The sequence below is a fragment of the Allobosea sp. TWI1241 genome, assembly GCF_039673065.1.
Classification (GTDB): Bacteria; Pseudomonadota; Alphaproteobacteria; order Rhizobiales; family Beijerinckiaceae; genus Allobosea.
The window spans coordinates 40,193-60,520 of the sequence record NZ_JBDJKW010000007.1 but is presented as its reverse complement, the minus strand read 5'-3'; the positions used below and the strand labels follow the sequence as shown (position 1 = coordinate 60,520).

The window sequence follows — 20,328 nt, the reverse complement described above, 5'->3', positions numbered from 1 at the left end:
GACGCTTTCCTTGGACAGGGCGGGACAAACGGGACAGTGTCTGGCGCAACATCAGGCTCCCGGGCCGGCAGCGTGCTGCCGGCCCGCAACGGTTTTCGACGACGGTGATCATCCGCCAGCTCATCTATCTCGACGCCCTGGCCCGAGAGAAGCATTTCCGCCGCGCCGCCGAGGCTTGCCATGTCTCGCAGCCGACGTTGTCGGCGGCGATCGGCCAGCTCGAGGACGAGCTCGGCGTGCTGATCGTCGAGCGCGGACGCCGCTTCCAGGGCTTCACCCCGGAGGGCGAGGTGGTGCTTGCCCATGCCCGGCGCATGCTGGCGGAAGCCGACCTGATGAAGGAGGCGATCGCCGAGCTGCGCGAGGGCGTCTCCGGCCGCATCCGGCTCGGCGCGATCCCCACCGCCCTGCCGATGATCGCACACATCACCGCGCCGTTCTCGGCGCGCTATCCGGCAGTCTCGCTGACCGTGCTCTCGCTGACCTCGCAGCAGATCCAGCAGGGCATGGACAATTTCGAACTCGATGTCGGGCTGAGCTATCTCGACAACGAGCCGCTGGAGCGGGTGATCTCGAAGCCGATCTACCTCGAATCCTACGTGCTGCTGACGCGCGAGGACGGGCCGCTCGGCGGCCGCGACACCATCACCTGGCTGGAGGCGGCCGAGCACAAACTCTGCCTTCTGACCTCCGACATGCAGAACCGGCGCATCATCGACGGGATTTTCCGCTCGGTCGGCGCCGCACCGCGCGCGGCGATCGAGACCAATTCGATCTTCAACCTCTGCTCCCATGCCGGGATCGAGGGTGTCGCCAGCATCGTCTCGCTGCAGCTTCTGGAGTTCTTCGGCATCCCGATCGGCACGCGCGCCCTGCAGCTGGTCGCGCCCGAGGCGCAACGCACGATCGGCCTCATCGTACCCGACCGGCAGCCGATCGCGCCGCTGGCGCGCAACCTGCTGATGATGACCAGGCCGGTCATCGACGCCGCGCTGCCGCGACGCGCCATCATCCGATAGCCTTCGCCTATCGCTGCACTGCAATCCGGGTTTTCGCAGCGCCACAGCGAAACGTGTTTCGACGAATGGCCGGCTCGATCCGGGCTGCGCGCGACGATCAGCCTCCCGCAGGACTCCCGATTGATAGGTCTTGCCTATCAATTAGTCGAAACAAACGATTTGAAATCGTTCCAGAAAGGGTCACCTTCGCCGCAAGAGCCGTCCGACGAGGCTCGGGGGAGGAATGATGGCGGCGTATCCGGCGTGGAACGAGGCGCAGGCCCAGGCGATCATCGACGAACTGGCGTCGCTGGAAGGCGCGATGCTGCCGATCCTGCACGCTTTGCAGGAGGCGTTCGGCTGCGTCGAGCCGCAGGCCGTGCCGCTGATCGCCGAGGCGCTTAACGTCTCGCGGGCCGACGTGCACGGCACCATCTCCTTCTATCATGACTTCCGCAGCGCGCCGCCGCCGCAACGCGTGGTCAAGCTGTGCCGGGCGGAAGCCTGCCAGGCGCTGGGCTGCGAGACGCTGGTCGGCGACCTCGCCCGTGACCACGGCATCGTCGTCGACGCGCACGGGCCGCATGACCGCGCCGCGGTCGAGACGGTCTACTGCCTCGGCAACTGCGCGCTCGGCCCCTCGGCCCTGGTCGATGGCGAGCTGCTCGGCCGGGTCGACGCCGACCGCATCGCCTCCCTGTGCGGAGCGCAAGCATGAGCGCAGGCATGAATCCCGTCCGCATCTATGTTCCAATCGACGCCGCCGCCCTCTCGGTCGGCGCCGAGGCCGTGGCCAAGGCGATCTCGCGCGAGGCGGACGCTCGCGGCGAGCCGGTCGAGATCGTCCGCAACGGCAGCCGCGGCATGCTCTGGCTCGAGCCGATGGTCGAAGTCGAGACGCAGGCAGGCCGCATCGCTTACGGCCCGGTGACGGCCAAGGACGTCGCCGCGCTATTCGAGGCCGGCCTCACCGCCGGCGGCGCCCACGCGCTGCGGCTCGGCCCGGTCGAAGAGCTCGACTGGATGAAGCGCCAGCAGCGCCTCACCTTCGCGCGCGTCGGGGTGATCGCGCCGCTCTCGCTGGCGGAGTATCGCGCCCATGGCGGCCTGAAGGGCCTGGAGAAGGCCGCCGCCATGGCCGGCGCCGAGATCGTCGAGGCGGTGCGCGCCTCCGGCCTGCGCGGCCGCGGCGGCGCCGGCTTCCCGACCGGCATCAAGTGGAAGACCGTCCACGACGCCGAGGCCGACCGCAAATACGTGGTCTGCAACGGCGACGAGGGCGACAGCGGCACCTTCGCCGACCGCATGCTGTTCGAGGGTGATCCCTTCCTGCTGGTCGAGGGCATGGCGATCACCGGCCTCGCGGTCGGAGCGACCAAGGGCTATCTCTATATCCGCTCGGAATATCCGCACGCGATCGCCACCATGCGGCGCGCGATCGAGATCGCGCGCACGGCCGGCATCCTCGGCGCCTCGGTGCTCGGCTCGGGCCGGGCCTTCGATATGGAGATCCGCGTCGGCGCCGGCGCCTATATCTGCGGCGAGGAGACCTCGCTGCTGGAAAGCCTGGAAGGCAAGCGCGCCATCGTGCGCGCCAAGCCGCCGCTGCCGGCGCTGCAGGGCCTGTTCGGCAAGCCGACCGTGGTCAACAACGTGCTGTCGCTCGCGGCCGTGCCCTGGATCATCGATCACGGCGCGCAGGCCTATGCGGATTTCGGCATGGGCCGCTCGCGCGGAACGCTGCCGGTGCAGCTCGGCGGCAATATCCGCCGCGGCGGGCTGGTCGAGCTCGCCTTCGGCATCTCGCTGCGCGAGATCATCGAGGACATGGGCGGCGGCACGCTGAGCGGCCGGCCGATCCGGGCCGTGCAGGTCGGCGGGCCGCTCGGCGCCTATCTCACAGCCGGGCAGCTCGACACGCCGATGGATTACGAGGCGCTGGCCGCGATCCGCGCCATGCTCGGCCATGGCGGCATCGTGGTCTTCGACGACACGGTCGACATGGCCCGGCAGGCCCGCTTCGCCTTCGCCTTCTGCGCCAAGGAGAGCTGCGGCAAGTGCACGCCGTGCCGCATCGGCGCGACGCGCGGCGTCGAGGTGATGGACAGGATCATCGCCGGGGTCGAGCGGCCGAAGAACATCGCCGTGCTGCGCGATCTCGCCACGCTGATGACCGACGCCTCGCTCTGCGCCATGGGCGGGCTGACGCCGATGCCGGTGATGAGCGCGCTGAACCATTTCGCCGAGGATTTCGACCGGCCGCCGGCTGACGCCGTGGCGCAGGCAGCCGAGTGAGGAGACCGCGATGAGCCTGATCAAGGAGCTCGACTACGGGACGCCGATCCGCCTCGCCGAGGAGACGGTGACGCTGACCATCGACGGCCAGGAGGTTTCGGTGCCCGCCGGCACTTCGGTGATGGCGGCCGCGATGAGCCTCGGCACCAAGATCCCGAAGCTCTGCGCCACCGACATGCTGGAGCCCTTCGGCTCCTGCCGGCTCTGCCTCGTCGAGATCGAGGGGCGGCGCAGCACGCCGGCCTCCTGCACCACGCCGGCCGAACAGGGCATGGTGGTGCGCACCCAGTCGGAGAAGCTGTCGGGCCTGCGCAAGGGCGTGATGGAGCTCTACATCTCCGACCACCCGCTCGACTGCCTGACCTGCTCGGCCAATGGCGATTGCGAATTGCAGGACATGGCCGGCGCGGTCGGCCTGCGCGAGGTCCGCTACGGCTACGAGGGCGAAAACCACGTCAAGCCGGTCTCGACCGACGGCCACGCCAACGAGAACTGGCTGCCCAAGGACGAATCGAACCCGTATTTCACCTATGACCCGTCGAAATGCATCGTCTGCAATCGCTGCGTGCGGGCCTGCGCCGAGGTGCAGGGCACGTTTGCGCTGACGATCACCGGCCGCGGCTTCGACTCGCGGGTCGCGCCAGGCTCGAGCGATTTCCTCGGCTCGGAATGCGTCTCCTGCGGCGCCTGCGTCCAGGCCTGCCCGACCGCCACGCTGATCGAGAACAAGGTGATCGAGCTCGGCCAGCCCGAGCATTCCAAGGTGACGACCTGCGCCTATTGCGGCGTCGGCTGTTCGTTCAAGGCCGAGATGCAGGGCGACCGCGTCGTGCGCATGGTGCCCTACAAGGGCGGCCAGGCGAACGAAGGGCATTCCTGCATCAAGGGCCGCTTCGCCTGGGGCTACGCCACCCACAAGGACCGCATCACCAAGCCGATGATCCGCGAGCGGATCACCGATCCCTGGCGCGAGGTCTCCTGGGAGGAGGCGATCGGCCACGCGGCGTCCGAGTTCAAGCGCATCCAGGCCAAGTACGGCCGTGAATCGGTCGGCGCCATCACCTCGTCGCGCTGCACCAACGAGGAGGTCTTCCTCGTCCAGAAGCTGGTGCGTGCCGCCTTCGGCAACAACAATGTCGATACCTGCGCCCGCGTCTGCCATTCGCCGACCGGCTACGGCCTGCGCACCACGCTCGGCACCTCCGCTGGCACGCAGGACTTCAAGTCGGTCGCCAAGGCCGACGTGATCCTGGTGATCGGCGCCAACCCGACCGACGGCCACCCCGTCTTCGGCTCGCGCATGAAGAAGCGCATCCGCCAGGGCGCCCGGCTGATCGTCGCCGATCCGCGCCGGATCGACCTGGTGAAGACGCCGCATGTGAAGGCCGACCATCATCTCGCGCTGAAGCCCGGCACGAACGTCGCGCTGATCAACGCGCTCGCCCATGTCGTGGTGACCGAGGGGCTGGTCGACGAGGTCTATGTGCGCGAGCGCTGCGACCTCGCCGATTTCGAGGCCTGGGCCCGCTTCGTCGCCCGCGAGGAGACCTCGCCGGAGGCGACCGAGCAGTACACCGGCGTGCAGGCGCAAGAGGTGCGCGCCGCGGCCCGGCTCTACGCCACCGGCGGCAATGCCGCGATCTATTACGGGCTGGGCGTGACCGAGCACAGCCAGGGCTCGACCACGGTGATGGCGATGGCCAACCTCGCCATGGCGACCGGCAATATCGGCCGCGACGGCGTCGGCATCAATCCGCTGCGCGGGCAGAACAACGTGCAGGGCTCATGCGACATGGGCTCCTTCCCGCACGAGTTCTCGGGCTATCGCCATGTCGCCGACGACGCGACGCGGCAGGTCTTCGAGATGATGTGGGGCGTGCCGCTCGACGCCGAGCAGGGCCTGCGCATCACCAACATGCTCGACGAGGCGGTCGAGGGCGGCTTCAAGGGCCTCTATGTCCAGGGCGAGGACATCGCCCAGTCGGATCCGAACACCAAGCACGTCACCGCCGGGCTGGCGGCGATGGAATGCGTCGTCATCCAGGACATCTTCCTGAACGAGACGGCGAAATACGCCCATGTCTTCCTGCCGGGCGCCAGCTTCCTGGAGAAGGACGGCACCTTCACCAATGCCGAGCGCCGCATCAACCGCGTGCGCAAGGTGATGGAGCCGCTCTCCGGCAAGGCCGAATGGCAGGTGACCAGCGAGCTCGCCCGCGCGCTCGGCTACGAGATGGACTACGCCCATCCCGGCGAGATCATGGACGAGATCGCCCGCCTGACCCCGAGCTTCGCCGGCGTCTCCTACGAGAAGCTCGAGGCGCTGGGCTCGGTGCAGTGGCCCTGCAACGAGAAGGCGCCGTCCGGCACGCCGCTGATGCATGTCGACCGCTTCGTGCGCGGCAAGGGCAAGTTCATGATCACGGAGTTCGTCCCGACCGACGAGCGCACCGGCCCGCGCTACCCGCTGCTGCTCACCACCGGGCGCATCCTGTCGCAGTACAATGTCGGCGCGCAGACCCGGCGCACCGACAACCAGGCCTGGCACGACGAAGACGTGCTGGAGATCCACCCGTTCGACGCCGAAAGCCGCGGCATCGTCGACGGCGACCTGGTCTCGCTGGCCAGCCGCTCCGGCGACATCGCCCTGCGCGCCCTGGTCTCGGAACGCATGCAGCCGGGCGTGGTCTACACCACCTTCCACCATGCCAAGACCGGCGCCAACGTGATCACTACCGACTATTCCGACTGGGCCACCAACTGCCCGGAATACAAGGTCACGGCGGTCGAGGTACGGCGGACCAACCATTATTCGCAATGGCAGGAGAAGAACTTCGAGGAGGACGTCACCCTGCGGCGGATTTCCGGACGCCTTCCCGATGCCGCGGAATAGCGCGCCCGCCCAGCCGCCCGCGAGCATCGCCATGGCCGCCCGCACCATCCGCTTCGACGCCGCCGGGTCCGCGACCAAGGGCAGCGCCGAGGTCGTGTCGGAAGCCGCCGTCAACATCGTCTACGGCACCCTGCCCTATGCGGTGATGATGGCGACGCCCTCCGACCTCGAGGATTTCGTCACCGGCTTCAGCCTGACCGAGGGCATCATCCGCACGGTGGACGAGATCCGCGGCATCACCATCACGCCGCGGGCCGAGGGCATCGTCGCCAGCGTCGACCTCGCGCCCGGTCGTTTCCGCGAGCATCTCGCCCGCCGGCGCAACCTGTCGGGACGGACGTCGTGCGGGTTGTGCGGGGTCGAATCGCTGGCCGACATCCCGTCCGCCGCGCCCGGGGGCCTGCGCGACGCCAGTACGATCACGCCGCAGGCCGTCGCCGCGGCGCTGGAAGCGCTCGAAACCTGCCAGCCGCTGCACCGCCTGACCCGCTCCGTCCACGCCGCCGCCTGGTGCGGGCGCGACGGCAGCATCCTGGCGGCACGCGAGGATGTCGGCCGCCACAACGCGCTCGACAAGCTGATCGGCGCCCGGCTGCGCGCCGGCGCCACGGCCGGCGACGGCTTCGTGCTCGTCACCAGCCGCGCCTCCTTCGAGATGGTCGAGAAAACCGCGATCTTCGGAGCCTCGACCCTCGTCGCGGTCTCGGCGCCCACCTCGCTCGCCGTCGAGCGCGCCCGCGCGCTGGGCATGACCCTGGTCGCCGTCGCCCGCCGTGACGGCTGCATCGTCTTCACCGGCGACCTGACACCAGAGCGTGAGACCGCCTTTCCATGACGCAGACGACTGAGCAGCCCCCCGCCGGGACGGACGCCCATGCCGACGACAAGCTCGCCAAGCTGACGCGGATGGCCGGGCAGATCGCCGACTTCTTCAAATCCTATCCCGAGGCCGAGGCCGCCGCCTCGGTCGCCGACCATATCAACCAGTTCTGGACCAGGCGGATGCGCGCGGACTTTCTCGCCGCCTACACCGCCCGGCCGGACGGCCTCTCCCCCCTGCTGAGACGCGCGCTGCCGCTGATCAGGCCGGGCGGCGGAGGCTGACGACAAAGAGCGCTCACCGCGCCGCGATCGACGAGTACAACGAGCCGGGAACCTACCCGGCGCGAACGGCGAAGCTTTGCTTTGGGGGAAGGAAACGCGTCATGACCATAGCCCAGGACATCGGTCAGGTCTCAGGCCCGGCGGGCCTGCTCGACCGCGACCGCATCATCGCGAAACCGGGATTCAACCGCTGGCTCGTGCCGCCAGCGGCCCTGTGCATCCATCTGTGCATCGGCATGGCCTACGGCTTCTCGGTGTTCTGGCTGCCGCTCAGCCAGGCGATCGGCGTCGCCAAGCCGGTGGCCTGCGCCGCCGACACCGGCCTGCTCTCGGCCCTGTTCACCACCAGCTGCGACTGGCGCGTCGCCGATCTCGGCTGGATGTACACGCTGTTCTTCGTGCTGCTCGGCTCTTCCGCCGCCATCTGGGGCGGCTGGCTCGAGCGCGTCGGCCCGCGCAAGGCCGCCTTCGCCTCGACGCTGTGCTGGTGCGGCGGCCTGCTGATCTCGGCCGTCGGCGTCTATACCCACCAGCTCTGGATGCTCTGGGTCGGCTCCGGCGTGATCGGCGGCATCGGGCTGGGCCTCGGCTACATCTCGCCGGTCTCCACCCTGGTGAAGTGGTTCCCCGACCGGCGCGGCATGGCCACCGGCATGGCGATCATGGGCTTCGGCGGTGGCGCGATGATCGGCTCGCCGCTGGCCGACATCCTGATGAACCACTTCAAGACCCCGACCTCGGTCGGCGTCTGGGAGACCTTCGTCGTGATGGCGGGGATCTACTTCGTCTTCATGATGGTCGGCACCTTCGGCTACCGCATCCCGCCCGCGGGCTGGCGCCCGGAGGGCTGGACGCCGCCGGCGACGCAGAACGCCATGATCACCTCCGGCCATGTCCACCTGAAGAACGCGCACAAGACCCCGCAGTTCTGGCTGATCTGGGCGGTGCTGTGCCTCAACGTCTCGGCCGGCATCGGCGTGATCGGCATGGCCTCGCCGATGCTCCAGGAGATCTTCGCGGGCTCGCTGATCGGCCGGCCGGAGCTCGCTTTCGGCGCGCTCGACGCCGAGCAGAAGAAGCAGATCGCCACGATCGCGGCGGCCTTCGTCGGCCTGCTGTCGCTGTTCAACATCGCCGGGCGCTTCTTCTGGGCCTCGCTGTCGGACAAGCTCGGGCGCAAGATGACCTATGCCACCTTCTTCGGGCTTGGCATCCTGCTCTACGCGCTGTCGCCCTGGGCGGCGCATGCCGGCTCGCTGGCGCTGTTCGTCGCCTTCTTCTGCATCATCCTGTCGATGTATGGCGGCGGCTTCGCCACGGTGCCGGCCTATCTCGCCGACATGTTCGGCACCCAGTTCGTCGGCGCGATCCACGGCCGGCTGCTGACAGCCTGGTCGACCGCCGGCATCATCGGCCCGGTCGTGGTGAACTATATCCGCGAGGCGCAGATCGCGGCCGGCGTGCCGCGCGCGCAGGTCTACGACCGAACCATGTACATCCTGGCCGGGATGCTGGTGCTCGGCTTCCTGTGCAACCTGCTCGTCCGCCCGGTCGCGGCCCGCTGGTTCATGAAGGACGCCGAGGTCGCGGCGCTACAGGCCCGCAGCGCCAATGCCGCCGCCAGCCTGCAATACGGCTCTTTCGGCATCGGCAAGGGCGGCTTCAACGGCGCGGCCCTCGTCGCCTGGGCCTTCGTCGGCATCCCGCTGGCCTGGGGCGTGTGGGTGACGCTGACCAAGTCGGCGGCGCTGTTCCGCTGATCCGCCGGCCGGGCTCGCTTGCGCCCGGCCGCGCCCTGCACGAGACCGCCGCCGCCCGTCCCGACGGGCGGCGGCCTTGCGTTTTCACCGCCCGCCGGCCCGCTGCGCGGCTCTCCCGGTCTGCGCGGGGGCTGACCCAGCCATGACCAAAGGCGGGTAGAATTATGGCGCGTCCCCCGTCACGATCCACGCCAGTGGGGTCACAGCTGGCGGGAGGGGACGGGATGACGGCGCAACCTGCCGGCGAAGCCTTGGTGCTCGGCCCGGAGGACGGGGCGAGCTTCTGGCAGCCCGTGCCGGCCAACGGCCATGTCCGCAACCTTCTGAACGACACGCTCGTGCGCAGCGAGAGCCGCTTCGCGCTCGGCACGCAGACGGTCGCGCCGCGCGCCTTCATCCGCGAGCACACCCACGACCGGATCGAGGAGGTCATCTTCGTGCTGTCGGGCCGCGGCATCGCCCGCCTCGACGGGGTCGACCATGCGCTGGAGCCGGGCTCCTGCGTCTATGTCGGCCGCAACCGCAAGCACCATTTCCTGAACCCGCATGACGAGCCCCTGACCTTTCTCTGGCTCGTCATGCCGGGCGGTCTCGACGCCTTCTTCGCCGAGATCGGCCGGCCCCGCAGCCCCGGCGAACCGCCGCCCGCGCCGTTTCCGCGGCCGGACGACATCGCCGAGATCGAGGCCCGCACCGTGTTCGGCTGGACCGACACGCGCTTCAACCCGCAGCCCTGACCGGCCGCGGCAAAATTATTAGGAGAACACACATGACCGAGTTCAGGCCGCACAACCCCGGGCTGACCGGCGAGGCCCGATGAGCGGCACCGCCAGCAATCCGCCCAATGGCGAGTTCCAGGCCGTCACCAATGACGGCGCCGTCCTGCGCACCGTGGTCCAGGGCGAGGGTCCGGATCTGCTGCTGGTCAGCGGCCTCGGCGGCACCGCCGCCTTCTGGGACGACATCGCGGCCACCTTCGCCCGTTCCTTCCGCGTCATCCGCTTCGACCAGCGCGGCATCGGCCCGAGCACCCGCGGCAGCGCCGCCTGCACGATCGAGCGGCTGGCGCAGGACTGCCAGACGGTGCTCGACACAGCCGGCTCCGAACGCGCCGTGCTGCTCGGCCATTCGACCGGCGGCTGCATCGGCCAGACGCTCGCCCGCCTGGTGCCCGAGCGGCTCGACGGGCTGATCCTCAGCGGCAGCTGGCTGAAGCAGAACCGCTACATGGCGGCACTGTTCGATACGCGCCTCGCCATCCTCGACCAGCATCCGCGCGCCTATGCCGCGACCGCGACGCTGATGGCCTATCCGCCGGCCTGGCTGGAAGCCCATTGGCAGGTCTACGAGGCCGCCCTCGCCAAGGCGCCCGAGACGGCGGAGGAGAAGCAGACGGTGCGCGAGCGCATCGCCGCCCTGCATGCCTTCGACGGCTCGGAATGGGCCGCCTCGCTGCCGATGCCGATCCTGATCCTCGGCGCCCGCGACGACATGATCGTCCCGGCCTTCCTGCAGGACCAGCTCAGCAGCGCCATGCCCGGCGCGCGCAAGACCATGCTCGAGAGCGGCGGGCATTTCTTCCCGATCTCGCGGCCCGACGCCTTCACCGCCAATGTGGCGGAGTGGATCGGCGAGCTCTGAGCCTACCCGGCCGGCTGCGGCAATATGATCGCGGACAGGGCGCGAAACGGGTTTGGCGCCCGCTTCGAACTGGTCCAGTTTGTATCCGCAGCCGGCCGGCCTCGGCCCCGCCGGCTCCGGGATCCCGTCGCAGCCCGCCGCCTCGATCCCGCCTGGCCCGACCGGCCGGCCGAGAGGATCGAAGGACCGAGATGACGACCACCGCCCGCACCGCTTTGCTCGCCGTCGCCCTGCTGGCGAGCGCCCCCGCCTTCGCCCAGGACATCGCCGCCGGCGAGCGCTCCTGGAACAAGTGCCGCGCCTGCCACCAGATCGGCGAGGGTGCGCGCAATCTGGTCGGCCCGCATCTGAACGGGCTGTTCGGCCGCCATACCGGCGCCGTCGAGGGCTATGCCTATTCCAGCGCCAACAAGGGCGCCGACATCACCTGGGACGAGGCCAAGTTCGCGGAGTACATCAAGAACCCGCGCGCCATGATCCCCGGCACCAAGATGATCTTCGCCGGCATCAAGAACGAGAAGGAAATCGCCGACCTGACGGCCTTCCTCAAGCAGTTCGACAAGGACGGCAAGAAGCTCTGAGCGCCCCCGCAGCGGCGGCGCGCCCGCGCCCGCCGCTCCCGGACAATTCGCCGGCTATCGAATTCACTGGCATCACGTGGTCCGAATCACCATATGCTGTCCCTCGGGCAGGCTATGGGGAGACGATCAGGGGTGGCTAAGTCGTCCGGTCGCAGGAAGGATACGGAACCCAGGGCGCAGATCGGCGCCCTGCCCTATCGGCGTGCCGCGGACGGAAGCGTCGAGGTGATGCTGGTCACCACCCGCGAGACCCAGCGCTGGATCGTGCCGAAGGGCTGGCCGATGCGCGGGTTGAAGCGCCATGAGGCCGCCGCGCGCGAGGCGATGGAAGAGGCCGGCGTGGTCGGCGAGATCGGCCGCAAGCCGGTCGGCCACTACACCTATCGCAAGCGCCTGCCGGACAGCGCGGTGCTCTGCAAGGTCAGCCTCTATCCGCTCGCGGTCTCGCGCCAGCTCGACAGCTGGCCCGAGCAGGAGCAGCGGCGCTGCCAGTGGTTCACCCAGATGGACGCGGCCGACCTCGTCGACGAGCCGAGCCTCGGCGAGGTGATCCGCAGCTTCCAGTCCACGCCGGAGACCGTCCGCGCCGAGTGAGGCCCGGCTCCGGGCAGATTGCGCTGCCCGACTCGCAGCCGCCATGCGCCGCTTGACCTTCCCATGATGGGAAGGCTTACCCATCTGCGCATCGACAGCGCAAGGATGGGTCGAAGCACCATGCCGCATCGCCAGACATCGCCCACTGGGGCCGCACCCGCCCGCCTCGACATTGCCGTCGCCGGGATGAGCTGTGCCTCCTGCGTCGGCCGCGTCGAGACGGCGCTGAAGGCGGTGCCCGGCGTCACGGACGCGACCGTCAACCTCGCGACCGGCAAGGCGCAGGTCTCGGGTGCCACGGTCGCGCCGGCCGCGCTCGACGCCGCGATCCGCGCAGCCGGCTACGAGCCACGGCCGGCGACCGTGACCCTCGCCATCTCGGGCATGACCTGCGCCTCCTGCGTCGGGCGGGTCGAAAAGGCGCTGCGCGCCGTGCCCGGCGTGCTCGAGGCGCAGGTCAACCTCGCCACCGAGCGCGCCAGCGTCACCTTGCTCGATCCCGCCGGCGTTACGGGCCTGGTGGCGGCGGTGGCCGGGGCGGGCTATGCGGCCCAGCCGCTCGGCGACGGCGCCCCGGCAGACGGCGAGACGGCCCGCGCGGCCGAGCGCCGCGAGCTCGGCCGCGCCACGCTGGTCGCAACGGCGGCGACGCTGCCGCTGATGATCCTCGAAATGGGACCGCATCTCAGCGACGCCTTCCATCACTGGCTGCTCGGCAGGATCGACGGCTTCACGCTGAAGCTCGCGGCCTTCCTGCTGGCGAGCCTCGTGCTGTTCGGCCCCGGCCGGCGCTTCTTCGCCAAGGGCTGGCCCGCCTTGATGCGCGGCGCGCCCGACATGAACGCGCTGGTCATGCTCGGCACCGGCGCGGCCTATCTCTACTCCGCCGTCGCAACCTTCCGGCCCGGCTGGCTGCCGGCCGGCAGCGCCCACACCTATTTCGAGACGAGCGCGGTCATCGTCACGCTGATCCTGCTCGGCCGCTGGTTCGAGGCCCGGGCGCGCGGTCGCACCAGCGCCGCCATCGGCCGGCTGGTCGGATTGCAGGCGCGCTCGGCCCGCATCCTGCGCGACGGGGCGGAGCGGGACGTCCCCGTCGAGGAGGTGCGGCCGGGCGATCTCGTGCTGGTGCGCCCCGGCGAGAAGATCGCCGTCGACGGCACGGTGGTCGAGGGCAGCTCCTATGTCGACGAATCCATGGTGACCGGCGAGCCGTCGCCGGCGGCCAAGGGCCCCGGCGACGGCGTGATCGGCGGCACCATCAACCGCAACGGCGCGCTGCGCTTCCGGGCCGAGAAGGTCGGCGCCGATACGCTGCTGGCCCAGATCGTGCGGATGGTCGAGAGCGCGCAGGGCGCCAAGCTGCCGATCCAGGCGCTGGTCGACCGGGTCACCGGCTGGTTCGTGCCCGCCGTGATGGCGGTCGCGCTGGCGACCTTCGTCGCCTGGCTCGCCTTCGGCCCCTCCCCGGCCCTGACGCAGGCGCTGGTCAACGCGGTCGCGGTGCTGATCGTCGCCTGCCCCTGCGCCATGGGGCTGGCGACGCCGACCTCGATCATGGTCGGCACCGGCAAGGCGGCCGAGCTCGGCATCCTGTTCCGGCAGGGCACTGCCCTGCAGGCGCTCAGCGATGTCGGGACCATCGCCTTCGACAAGACCGGGACGCTGACGAAGGGCACCCCCGAGCTGACGAAGCTCGCCGCCGCGCCGGGCTTCGACGAGGCCGAGACGCTGGCGCTAGCAGCCGCCGTCGAGGCGGCCTCGGAGCATCCCTCGGCGGAGGCGATCGTCGCGGAAGCGCGGCGGCGCGGCCTGACGCTCGCGCCCGCCCACGACTTCGTCGCGGAGGCCGGGCTCGGCGTCGCGGCGCGGATCGGCGAGCGGCGCGTCATGGTCGGCTCCGGCCGGCTGATGGCCCGTGAATCGATCCCGGTCGCGGCGCTTGCGGCGGAGGCAGCCGCGCTGGCGGGGGAGGGCATGAGCCCGCTCTTCGTCGCGGTGGACGGGCGTCTTGCCGGGCTGATCGGCGTCGCGGACGCGCTCAAGCCGGGCTCGCGCGCCGCGATCGCGGCGCTGCACCGGCTGGGGCTGCGCATCGTCATGGTGACGGGCGACAACCGGGCGACCGCGCAGGCCATCGCGCGGCGCCTCGGCATCGACGAGGTCGAGGCCGAGGTGCTGCCGACCGACAAGGCGGCGATCGTCGCGCGGCTGCAGGAGGGCGGGCGCAAGGTCGCCTTCGTCGGCGACGGCATCAACGACGCCCCGGCACTGGCCGGGGCCGATGTCGGCATCGCCATGGGGGCCGGCACCGACATCGCCATCGAGAGCGCCGACATCGTGCTGATCTCCGGCGATCTGCGCCAGGTGCCGGAGGCGATCGCGCTCTCCAAGGCGACGATGGCCAATATCCGGCAGAATCTCGGCTGGGCCTTCGGCTACAACACGCTGCTGATCCCGGTCGCGGCCGGGCTGCTCCAGCCGCTCTGGGGCATCGCGATGTCGCCGGTCTTCGCCAGCTTCGCCATGGCGTTCTCGAGCGTCAGCGTGCTGGCCAACGCGCTGCGGCTGCGGCGCTTCAGGCCCGCGACCAGAACGGAGTGAGCGCGATGAACATCGGAGAGGTGGCGGCCGCCACCGGCGTCAGCGCCAAGATGATCCGCTATTACGAGAGCATCGGGCTGATCGCCCCGCCCCTGCGCTCGGAAGCGGGCTACCGCGTCTATCGCGACGAGGAGATCCACAGCCTGCGCTTCGTCAGGCGCGCCCGCGATCTGGGCTTCTCGCTGGAGGAGACCGGTTCGCTGCTGGCGCTCTGGCGCGACCGTTCGCGCGCCAGCGCCGATGTGAAGGCGCTCGCGCTGAAGCATATCGCGGAACTGGAGGAGAAGGCTGCCGCCTTGCAGGCGATGGCCGCCACGCTGCGGCACCTGGCCAGCCATTGCCATGGCGACGACCGGCCGGACTGCCCGATCCTCGACGGGATCGGGCGCTGAAGGCTCAGCGGCGCATCGCCTCGGCGAGGCGCGGCGAGAAGGTGCGCGCCGGGCGGCGCACCACGACCACCGAGCGGTTCGGCGTGGTCACCGTGGTGCGATGGGCGGCCTTGCGCACCAGCGGCAGCACCTCGGCGACCGGAACGCCCATGAGCTGGGCGGCGATCTCGGCCTGCTGCTCGGGCGAATCGCTCAGGCCCTGCGCGGCCGTAACGGCCTCGTCGAGCGTCGGCGGCTCGACGCGGGGGCGCAGGATGCGCGGCGGGGGGTTCTTGTAGGCGGACATCTGCATGGCTCCTTGCCGGAGAAAATAGCATCTATTGTGCGCCGCACAAGACGACAGACCGGCACGCACTGCATTGCAACAACGAGATTTGGGCATGGGTGCGGCAGCCCTGCCCCGCGACGGCCTTCTGGCCGCCCGAAAGCGGGAGAATGCTTGGGACAGGCAGGGGCAGCCGGAGGATCACCATGGCCGCAGCATCCCTCGCATACGACCAGCCGGGCCTGCGCCCGCCCGCCCCTGTGCCGGGCGAGCGCGAATTCGGCAGGCTGGAAATGCTGCTGCGCCTGCGCCGCAACCCGCTGACGATCTGGCGCGCCCGGCACTTCCGCGAGCGCATCATCGCCGAGCAGGGCCTGTTCGGCTTCAACGTCGTGCTGAGCGACCCTGTGGCGGTGCGCCATGTGCTGGTCGACAACGCCGCGAACTACCGCAAGGACGCTCTCCAGCGCGCCATCCTCGCGCCGGGCCTCGGCGAAGGCCTGCTGACCGCCGAAGGCGACAGCTGGAAGCGGGCCCGCCGCACGCTTGCGCCGCTGTTCACCCCGCGCGCCGTCGCCGGCCTCGCCGGGCGGATGGCTGGGCCGGCCGAGCACTGCGCCGAGCGCTTCGTCCGCCAGCGGCCCGGGCGGACGCTGGACATCGCGCCCGAGATGACGCGGGTGACCTACGACATCCTGGCCGAGACCATGTTCTCCAACGCCATCGCCGGCGGAGCGGAGGCGTTCGGGCGGGCGCTGACCCGCTATTTCGAGACGCAAGGGCGGATCGACCCGCTCGACGTGGTCGGGGCGCCAAGCTGGATTCCGCGCATCGGCCGCTGGCGGGCGCGGCCGGCGATCAGCTTCTTCGAGAACGAGGTGGCGGCGATCATCGCGGCGCGGCGGGCACTGCGCCAGCGCGAGCCGGCCGGCACCCGGCCGGACCTGCTCGACGCGCTGCTGGCCGCCCGCGACCCGGAGACCGGCGAGGGGCTGAGCGAGGCCGAGATCGGCGCCAATATCATCACCTTCATCGGCGCCGGGCACGAGACCACGGCGAACACGCTGACCTGGACGCTCTACCTGGTCTCGCAGGCCCCGGCGATCAGTGACGCGCTCGAGCGCGAAGCGGACGCAGCCGCCGACGATCTCGCAGGTGCCGCTCTCTCCGGCCAGGGGCTGGCGCTGACCCGCGCGGTGATCGAGGAGGCGATGCGGCTCTATCCGCCGGCGCCGATCCTGTCGCGCGCGGCGAGCGCCGACGACCGGCTCCCGGACGGCAGCGAAGTCCCGGCCGGCGCTCTGGTGGTGATCGCGCCCTATCTGCTCCATCGCCACGAGACGCTCTGGAGCGAGCCCAACCATTTCCGGCCCGAGCGCTTCCTGCCCGGCCGGCGCGAGACGATCGACCGCTATGCCTACCTGCCCTTCGGCGCCGGACCGCGCATCTGCATCGGCCTGCAATTCGCCATGGTCGAGGCAGTGATCGTGCTGGCGACGCTGCTGCGGCGGCTGCGCTTCGCGCATGCCGGCGAGACGCAGCCCGTGCCGGTGCAGCGGGTGACGCTGAGGCCGGCCGACGGCATGCCGATGCGTGTCTCGAAACGGGACAGACCTGCCGGATGACATCCCGCCTGACCGGGATGCGCCCATCCCGCGGCGGCGGAGGCACAAGCAGCGCCGCCAAGACTTCCCTAGCGTCAACCTGACGACCCGAGTCGAACGGCAAGATTAACCAATGCGTCCAAGACGTGACCGAGTCACAGCAAGCACAGGGCGGGGAAGCTTATTCGAGAATGCCGCCCCACCCCGGTTTTCAGCTCGCTCCAAGGCGTTTTCAGCTACAGAACCCGCCCTGAACCGCCATTTCAGGTGCCGTGATCACGGCTCTTGCCCCAAAATGGCCGATATGGGACAGATGCGCCGTGTGGCACCGCATCGGTTCCGTCGGCTCGGCGAAAACGGCTCAGCCGACTCCAAGGCCCGTTCGACTGCAGGTGCCATGTATTTTCCAAGAGCCAACCTTGCAGTGGGGTGACGTGATGCAGGCCAGAACCATGAAAGTCGGAACCATCCTCGTCGCCGGCGCGATCGCGCTGGGCGGCTGCACCGCTTCGCAGGAGCGAGTCGCGACCGGCGGCGCTCTCGGAGCCGGCGCCGGCGCCCTGATCGGCGGCGCGGTGGGCGGCTGGCGCGGCGCCGCGATCGGCGCGGCGATCGGCGGCCTGACCGGCCTGGTCATCGCCGACGCGATCGAGCGCGAGCGGGCCCGCGAGGCGGCCTATATCGCCGCGCGCTCGGGCGGTTCCAACGTTCAGCGCTTCCGCAACTCGAGCGGCCAGGACGTCACCGTCCGCGCCCGCACCGTGCGGACCTACAACAACAACTCCGGCCAGCGCGTGCGCGTGGTCGAGCGTACCGTGACCCGTAACGGCCAGGCGGCCGGCACGGATCGCGTCGAAGTGAACCTGGCGACGAACGAGGCCTCCGGCATCTGATCGCCGCCGCGTACAATCCGCCCTCCCTCGTTCGCGAGGGAGGGCATACCGAGCAACGAAAGACATGATCGCGCGTGGGTTGAAGACACGACTGGCCAGCCTGACGATCGCCTGCCTGACGGCGGCGGCGCCAGTGGGAGTCGCGGCTCAGACCCAGGTCGCCACGGGCTTCAACCCGCATAACCCCTTCGGCTCCGCCGCGTCGCTGCTCTGGCAGCGCATCCAGCAGCAATGCGGGCCGCTCAAGTTCCCGGTCATCGTCGGCATCGCCTCGCGCCCCTCAACGCGCGACGCCTTCACCACCGACCAGGGCAACAACATCATGCAGCAGATCCGGGCTGCGTTCTCCAACATTCCCGGCGTCGCCATGGCGCCCTGGCTCGACCTCGACCCGATCAAGGGCATCGTCGACACCGGCGTGCTCGACAGCCCGCTGGCCGGCGACAACAAGGAGGTCCTGAGCAAGCTGCAGATCGAGATCCGCGCCTCGGGGCAGAAGGTCGGCGCCGCGGCGCGCTTCAACCTCTCCGCCCATGGCTGGAACGGCTACGAGACCTGCACGCCGAGCCTCGACCCCTTCACCGTCTCGCAGGAGTTCATCGGCGAGGAATACAGTTCGACCGACGCGATCTTCGAGAAGGTCGCCTCGCAGGTCTGGGAATCCTCGGTCGATACCTCCAACCCGCTGACGCTCTCGGTGCGGATGCTGAGCGGCCTGCCGGTGACGGCGGGGTGGCAGGAGTTCTTCGCCGACAAGATGCGCCGGGCGCTCAGCAAGCAGAACGCCGAGGAGCGCGAGACCCGGATCCGCGCCGCGCGCCACGTCACGCTGGTGATGGCCCACGACCCGGCGGTCGACGAGACCGCGCGCTGGGACGGCATGGTGACGGTCGATCCGCGGCCGACCGGCTACCGGCTCTCGATCAGCATGAACCGCAAGAACACCACGCCGATCTCCGAGGACGGCATGGTGACGCTCGACGAATTGCCGACGATGCAGCAATGGGCTGCGCTCGGCCCGTCCTCCGGGCGGCGCAGCATCGCCGTGCCGCGCCTCGGCGAGACCCCGCTGCGCATCAACGCCAGCCTGGCGGGCGGCCGGGCGCTCCAGGAATTCCCGTTCTCGGTGCCGGCGGAATCCTATGTCGAGATCGATATTCCGACGGCGAGCGTGCGCGGCCCGGTGCCGGCGCTGCCGCTCGACGTGCTCGGCCCGAACAAGGCGCCGCTGCGCACGATCCACATCGCCAATCCGAGCCGGCCGAACCTGCGCCGCTACCGGGTGCCAGCCGGCGACTACACCATCCGCGTCGCCAGCCCTGGCCCGGCGCGGCATGATTTCCAGTTGCGCGCGCGCGCCGTCGACACAAATGGCATGCTCGCCCCCGAGGCGCCCGGCCGGCTGCTGCGGCGCTACCAGGACTGGTTCGCCAGCGTGGTCGAGGATCCGCGCACCGGGCGGCGGACCTGCTTCGCCTACACCTCGGCGATCGAGGCCGGCCCGCGCAACTGGCGCGAGCAGGCGCCCTTCATCCTGCTGCAGGCGCAAAGTCACGGCACCGGCGAGATCCAGCACCTGATCGAGGACAAGCGCTTCTACAAGCCGGGTGCGCCCTTCGAGGCCGTGATCAACGAGGGCGGCACCATGCGCCCGCTCAACGCGGTGCCGCCGGCCGAGAAGAACCGCAACCATATCCGCCCGGAGAAGGAAGGCTCGGAAGGCCGCCCGATCATCGATATGGACGCCGTCGCCGGCTACAACCGCGGCACCACGCTGGAGATCAACGGCACCACGCCGGACGGCCGCCCCGCCCATGTGATCTATTCGCTGCAGGGCTACCGCGCCGCGGTCAACGCCATGTCGATCGAATGCGGCCGCCGCGATCTCGCCAACGCGCTCGTGTGGAAGTAGCGCGCGGCTCAGCCCAGCACGAGGGCGGCTCGCAGGCTTGCGTCCGCCTCCGCGTGCTCGAACCGCACCAGGCCGCGCCTGATCGCGGTCTCGCCGCCGATCTCCGCCAGCACCGCCGCGAGCGAGCGCGCCTGTCGCTCCAGCAGGTCGAGCATCGCGCCGGCGAGGCGCGGATCGCTCCACAGCGCCGCCGCCCGATCGCCGAAGGGCGCGAGGAAGGGCTCGATGCCGCTCCAGGCCAGCACGATGGCGCGCGGGCGGTTAGCCGCCTCGCTCACTCCGCGCAGGATGCGCGCGAGGATCGGCGCCCAGACACCGTCGTCATAGCGGCCGATCGGCAGCAGGATCACCAGGGTATCGGCCGTCTCGACCGCACGCTGCGCGGCGGACCCGGCCGGCTCGGCCTCGCGGAACAGCCGCGTCAGCACCCGCGGTGCCAGCACGCGCGCCTCGGTCTCGACCTCGCCGCCCGCATCGTCGAGCCCGGCGAGGCGCAGCGCCCGCAGCTGGACGTCCTCGCCCGCACCGGCTTCGGCGGGACGCGCCCAGGGCGCCGGGAGCGAGGCGGGCAGGGCCGCGAAGCAAACGGTCTCGGCCTGCATCGATCATCTCTCCGGACAACGCCGGCGCGGCCGGGCCGGAACCCGCCGCGCCCGATGCGCGAGATTACGGCGCAGGCTCGGCCGATCGCAAGCCTGCGCGCGCTCCCGGCGCCCGAAACCCCGTGTCACGGGCCGTTTGCGGCGCCCTCTGGGGCGTCTTGCAAGACGCCCGGCCATCGCGCAAGGTCCA

The 20,328-nt window shown here is 70.2% G+C and carries 18 protein-coding genes; 16 read left to right on the top strand and 2 right to left on the bottom strand.

What is annotated here, in order from left to right; genetic code table 11:
* Positions 1-104: 104 nt before the first annotated feature.
* The 13 genes from ABE438_RS11010 to cueR all read left to right on the top strand — a co-directional run bounded on the left by ABE438_RS11010 (position 105) and on the right by cueR (position 14,862).
* Positions 105-1,019 carry a LysR family transcriptional regulator gene (locus ABE438_RS11010; protein WP_346502663.1) on the top strand — a complete coding sequence of 305 codons (915 nt, stop codon included), beginning with the start codon at positions 105-107 and terminating at the stop codon, positions 1,017-1,019.
* 226 nt (positions 1,020-1,245) lie between these two features.
* Positions 1,246-1,716: an NAD(P)H-dependent oxidoreductase subunit E gene (locus ABE438_RS11005; protein WP_346502662.1), complete on the top strand. Its 471-nt coding sequence runs from the start codon at positions 1,246-1,248 to the stop codon at positions 1,714-1,716.
* Positions 1,713-3,293 (top strand): formate dehydrogenase beta subunit, encoded by a 1,581-nt coding sequence (locus ABE438_RS11000; RefSeq protein ID WP_346502661.1) that lies wholly within the window; start codon positions 1,713-1,715, stop codon positions 3,291-3,293. The genes ABE438_RS11005 and ABE438_RS11000 overlap by 4 nt, the downstream gene beginning before the upstream one ends.
* A 10-nt stretch (positions 3,294-3,303) precedes the next feature.
* Positions 3,304-6,186 (top strand): formate dehydrogenase subunit alpha, encoded by a 2,883-nt coding sequence (gene fdhF, locus ABE438_RS10995; RefSeq protein WP_346502660.1) that lies wholly within the window; start codon positions 3,304-3,306, stop codon positions 6,184-6,186.
* Between the two features lie 31 nt (positions 6,187-6,217).
* Positions 6,218-7,021 carry a formate dehydrogenase accessory sulfurtransferase FdhD gene (gene fdhD, locus ABE438_RS10990; RefSeq protein ID WP_346502659.1) on the top strand — a complete coding sequence of 268 codons (804 nt, stop codon included), beginning with the start codon at positions 6,218-6,220 and terminating at the stop codon, positions 7,019-7,021.
* On the top strand, positions 7,018-7,290 hold the full coding sequence (locus ABE438_RS10985) for a formate dehydrogenase subunit delta (RefSeq protein WP_346502658.1): 273 nt from the start codon (positions 7,018-7,020) through the stop codon (positions 7,288-7,290). The genes fdhD and ABE438_RS10985 overlap by 4 nt, the downstream gene beginning before the upstream one ends.
* A 101-nt stretch (positions 7,291-7,391) precedes the next feature.
* The gene (locus ABE438_RS10980; protein ID WP_346502657.1) at positions 7,392-9,050 is read left to right on the top strand and encodes an OFA family MFS transporter; all 1,659 of its coding nucleotides are present in this window, start codon (positions 7,392-7,394) and stop codon (positions 9,048-9,050) included.
* A gap of 224 nt (positions 9,051-9,274) precedes the next feature.
* Complete coding sequence (locus ABE438_RS10975; protein ID WP_346502656.1) at positions 9,275-9,787, top strand: cupin domain-containing protein; 513 nt, start codon at positions 9,275-9,277, stop codon at positions 9,785-9,787.
* Between the two features lie 79 nt (positions 9,788-9,866).
* Positions 9,867-10,691 (top strand): alpha/beta fold hydrolase, encoded by an 825-nt coding sequence (locus ABE438_RS10970; RefSeq protein ID WP_346502655.1) that lies wholly within the window; start codon positions 9,867-9,869, stop codon positions 10,689-10,691.
* A gap of 191 nt (positions 10,692-10,882) precedes the next feature.
* Positions 10,883-11,272, top strand: a complete 390-nt coding sequence (locus ABE438_RS10965) for a c-type cytochrome (protein WP_346502654.1) — start codon at positions 10,883-10,885, stop codon at positions 11,270-11,272.
* 132 nt (positions 11,273-11,404) lie between these two features.
* A complete protein-coding gene (locus ABE438_RS10960) occupies positions 11,405-11,866 on the top strand; it encodes an NUDIX hydrolase (protein WP_346502653.1) in 462 nt (153 codons plus the stop codon).
* Positions 11,867-11,986: 120 nt separating this feature from the next.
* Positions 11,987-14,470 carry a heavy metal translocating P-type ATPase gene (locus ABE438_RS10955; RefSeq protein ID WP_346502652.1) on the top strand — a complete coding sequence of 828 codons (2,484 nt, stop codon included), beginning with the start codon at positions 11,987-11,989 and terminating at the stop codon, positions 14,468-14,470.
* A gap of 5 nt (positions 14,471-14,475) precedes the next feature.
* On the top strand, positions 14,476-14,862 hold the full coding sequence (gene cueR / locus ABE438_RS10950; RefSeq protein WP_346502651.1) for a Cu(I)-responsive transcriptional regulator: 387 nt from the start codon (positions 14,476-14,478) through the stop codon (positions 14,860-14,862).
* A gap of 4 nt (positions 14,863-14,866) precedes the next feature.
* Here the strand turns inward: cueR and ABE438_RS10945 are convergent, their stop codons facing one another.
* The gene (locus tag ABE438_RS10945; protein WP_346502650.1) at positions 14,867-15,148 is read right to left on the bottom strand and encodes a hypothetical protein; all 282 of its coding nucleotides are present in this window, start codon (positions 15,146-15,148) and stop codon (positions 14,867-14,869) included.
* Positions 15,149-15,333: 185 nt separating this feature from the next.
* Here ABE438_RS10945 and ABE438_RS10940 point away from each other — a divergent pair, with 185 nt between their 5' ends.
* The 3 genes from ABE438_RS10940 to ABE438_RS10930 all read left to right on the top strand — a co-directional run bounded on the left by ABE438_RS10940 (position 15,334) and on the right by ABE438_RS10930 (position 19,536).
* Positions 15,334-16,752 carry a cytochrome P450 gene (locus tag ABE438_RS10940; RefSeq protein ID WP_346502649.1) on the top strand — a complete coding sequence of 473 codons (1,419 nt, stop codon included), beginning with the start codon at positions 15,334-15,336 and terminating at the stop codon, positions 16,750-16,752.
* Between the two features lie 431 nt (positions 16,753-17,183).
* Positions 17,184-17,624 (top strand): glycine zipper domain-containing protein, encoded by a 441-nt coding sequence (locus tag ABE438_RS10935; RefSeq protein WP_346502648.1) that lies wholly within the window; start codon positions 17,184-17,186, stop codon positions 17,622-17,624.
* A 79-nt stretch (positions 17,625-17,703) separates the two neighbouring features.
* Positions 17,704-19,536, top strand: coding sequence for a hypothetical protein (locus tag ABE438_RS10930; RefSeq protein ID WP_346502647.1), 1,833 nt, complete (start codon positions 17,704-17,706; stop codon positions 19,534-19,536).
* An 8-nt stretch (positions 19,537-19,544) separates the two neighbouring features.
* Here ABE438_RS10930 and ABE438_RS10925 read toward each other — a convergent pair whose 3' ends face one another.
* Positions 19,545-20,138, bottom strand: coding sequence for a hypothetical protein (locus ABE438_RS10925; RefSeq protein WP_346502646.1), 594 nt, complete (start codon positions 20,136-20,138; stop codon positions 19,545-19,547).
* Between the last annotated feature and the right edge of the window lie 190 nt (positions 20,139-20,328).